Origin of the sequence: Parvibaculum sp. (assembly GCF_040882025.1) — a bacterium.
Taxonomy (GTDB): domain Bacteria; phylum Pseudomonadota; class Alphaproteobacteria; order Parvibaculales; family Parvibaculaceae; genus Parvibaculum.
On sequence record NZ_JBBECC010000137.1, the window covers coordinates 1 to 3,182 of the forward strand.

Below are 3,182 nucleotides of genomic sequence, written 5' to 3' on the forward strand. Positions count from 1 at the left end.
TACGAGGCTCACTGGAAGGACACGCTCGCGCGCATCGAAAAGATCATCGACACCGCGGATTATCCGCGTTTTTCGAAGGAATGCGGAGAGGATGGAGAGGCGGAACTGCTTCCGCCCGCAGCCGATGACGACGAGGTGCTCGAAGCGCAACGTGAAGCGCTTGACGCATTCGAAGGCGAAGTGGCGGAGATGGAAACGCAAGCCAGGCGCCTGAATGAAGCCTTCGAGGCGACGGTCGAAGAAATCTCGGCAAGTGCGCCGCCGGAGGAAGTCGCTGCGCTGCCCGAACCGGAAGTCTCCTATCCCGCCGGTCCGATGACCGCCATACCCAACACCGACGCTGCATTGCCGGACCCGTCCTCCTACGCCGTGCCGGCGGTAAATCTCCCCCGCATCGAAGCGCCCGCAGGCGGTCCTCTCGCCGACATGCGCGCCGATCCCTGCGGCCTCGACCCGGTAAAGGTCTGTTCGGTGCTGCTGGACGAGTTTCGCGGCGCCTGCGCGCGTGAACTGTCGGGCTTTCTCGCGATCTGCCGCAAGGGCCCCACGCTCACCGATTGCGCGGCGCGCTGCGAGGGCAACTGGCAGCAGGGCAAACACGATCTCGCGCTCGGCGAGCTGGCGCAGGCCCATATTCGCCGCGTCGCCGACGCCTCCGGCACGGAGAGCGAGAAAGAGGCCGAGCAAATGCTGGCCGAGATCGAGGCGAACAAGGAGCGCATGGCCGGCATCAAGGCGGCGGCGGCAAAGCGCGTCGTCAACATCTACATCAACGAGAACACCGACACGGTGATCCGCCACTACGGCAAGGCGTTCACGCCGCATCCGCCGTTGCGTTTCGCGGGCACGGCGGGCGGCGAGCTCTATCTCGGCGAGCGCGTGATGCTGGCCGACCTCGAGGCGCGAAACCGCTTTCTCGAAAAGGAAATCGACCGCCTGATCGACGAGGCCGGCTCCGGCTGGGCGGCCATGGCGGCGTCGAAATGGCGGGCGGATCCATCGGCACCGTATGGGCGCTGCGACGCCCGGCAGAACGACGCCAACCGCGATGCCTGCCTCGCCACCTGCAAGGGTGCCGCACCCGCGCAAGCCGTGAATGTCTGCCACGCAAGCGTCGTGCCGCAACTCGCCCTGCCCTATGGCCGCGGCTTTCTCTATCCGCCGGGCGATCCGCGTGGGCCAGCCCGGCCGGTCACGGGCGGACGAGTTCAGCCATGAGCCATTGCTGATGCTGGTGGATCGCCGCTTCGAGATGGCTGAGGCGGCCGGGGATCGCCCGACCGCTGGTGAGACCCTTCTGCACGCCTTCGCAAGCGGCGATATCCTCGATATGGACGGCGGTGGCCGCCTCACGCAGGAAGGTCTTCAGCGCCTCTGCGTCCGGCACCTCGAGCGAGCGGGGATGGGCGAGGAGATAGATCGTCAGCCGGAAGCGATCGACGCTTTCGATCTCCATCCGGTACCAGGTGACGGTGTCGGCAAAGACGGCAAGCAGCATCGAAGGATAGACGTTGAAGACGGAGAAGCCGCGGCGCGCTTCGTCCGGAATGTCCGGCAGCGGCGGAAAGATCGACTCGGACAATTCATTGCCCTTGTGCGGCATCCGGAGCGCCGCGAAGGGGCCGCGCGCATTATCCGCGTGTGACATTGCGGCCGGGTAATTCGGCTCGAAGGTTTCCGGGTGGATGGCGAAGTGGTGATAGGCCTCCATGAAATTGTCGACCAGCACCTTCCAGTTATAAGGCTGCTCGAAGACGACGCGGCCGACGATCTCGAGCTCGTCCATCTTCCAGGGCGCAAGCTCTTCCGAAAGCGGCGCGAGGGACAGGCCGAGCGGCGCGGCGCGCCCGTCGAGATTGACGAAGATGAAGCCGTTCCACACCTCGCAGGCGAATGACGGGAGCGCGCATTGGGCGGCATCGAGCGGCGAGACGCCTTCCATCAGCGGCGCGGCCATCAGCGCGCCGTCCAGCGCATAGGTCCATTTGTGGTAGGGGCAGGAGATGGTGCCGGCATTGCCCGCGCCTTCGGCGAGCAGCATGGCGCGGTGCCGGCAGACGGCGGAAAGCGCGCGCACGACGCCGTCGCGGCCGCGCACGATGAGCAGCGGTTCGCCCGCGATATCGATCCGGAAACGATCGCCCGCATTGGGGATTTCGGCGGCATGGCCGACCGAGATCCAGTTACGGCGGAAGATCTTTTCCTTTTCGGCCTCGAAGATTTCCGGCGAGGTGTAGAAGCCGGACGGCAGCAGACCGGCATCGGCCAGCGGCCGCTCGACGGCCGCCTCGCCTGCTTTCAACAGTTCCGCCATCGCCTGCATGACATGCTCCTATTTCGACCGAACGGTTGAAATTAGGGCGGGAGGCTGAGGGTGTCAAATGTTCCACAATCGCGCGGCAGACATCAGTGTCATCCCGGGGACAAGCCCCGGGATGAGACTTCTCTTTTGAATATGGCTGCCCTCGCCTACTCCCGGACGATCACCGGCAGTTCGGTGATGCCGCGGATGAAGTTGGAGCGCAGATATTTCGGCTCGCCGACGACCTCGACCCGCTTGAAGCGCTTCAGGATTTCTTCCCAGAGGATGCGCAACTGCATTTCGCCGACGCGGTTGCCGATGCAGCGGTGAATGCCGAAGCCGAAGGAGAGATGATGCCGCGCGCCCTCGCGGTCGATCAGGAATTCGTTGGCGCGCTCGATCTTCTCGTCGTCGCGGTTGCCCGAGACGTACCACATCGCGACCTTGTCCATCTTCCTGATCTTCTTGCCGCGAATTTCCGTATCTTCCATCGCGGTCCGGCACATATGCGCGACCGGGCTCTGCCAGCGGATGATCTCGGACACCATGTTCGGGATGACGTCGGGATTTGCCATCAGCTTGCGGTATTCGTCCGGAAACTGATTGAGCGCGAGCACGCCGCCGGTGATCGAATTGCGCGTCGTATCGTTGCCGCCGACGATCAGGAGCAGCATGTTGCCGAGATATTCGTTGGGCGGCATGTTCTTCGTCGATTCGCCATGCGCCATCATCGAGATGAGATCGGAGCCGGGATTGGCGAGCCGGTCCTTCCAGACGGCGTCGAAATATTCCCAGCAGTTCCAGAGTTCCTTGAAGGCGTCTTCGGGCGTCTCGAAATAATCGGGATCGCCGATCCGCTCCACCGTGTCCGACCAGTGGA

3 protein-coding genes are annotated in these 3,182 nt (G+C 64.0%); 1 reads left to right on the forward strand and 2 read right to left on the reverse strand.

What is annotated here, in order from left to right:
• Positions 1-1,218 (forward strand): hypothetical protein (locus WEB61_RS09870; RefSeq protein WP_368064171.1); only part of this gene is annotated, 1,218 nt, incomplete at its 5' end.
• On the opposite strand, the gene WEB61_RS09875 is transcribed toward WEB61_RS09870, so the two are convergent.
• Positions 1,193-2,323 carry an aromatic ring-hydroxylating dioxygenase subunit alpha gene (locus WEB61_RS09875; RefSeq protein ID WP_368064172.1) on the reverse strand — a complete coding sequence of 377 codons (1,131 nt, stop codon included), beginning with the start codon at positions 2,321-2,323 and terminating at the stop codon, positions 1,193-1,195. The two genes, WEB61_RS09870 and WEB61_RS09875, sit on opposite strands and share 26 nt — an antisense overlap.
• A gap of 146 nt (positions 2,324-2,469) precedes the next feature.
• On the reverse strand, positions 2,470-3,182 hold a 713-nt coding region (locus WEB61_RS09880), incomplete at its 5' end, for a cytochrome P450 (protein ID WP_368064173.1).

Excerpts from the sequence above, each read along its gene's own strand:
- WEB61_RS09875 (WP_368064172.1), bottom strand. The coding sequence starts at position 2,323 with ATGCAGGCGATGGCGGAACTGTTGAAAGCAGGCGAGGCGGCCGTCGAG.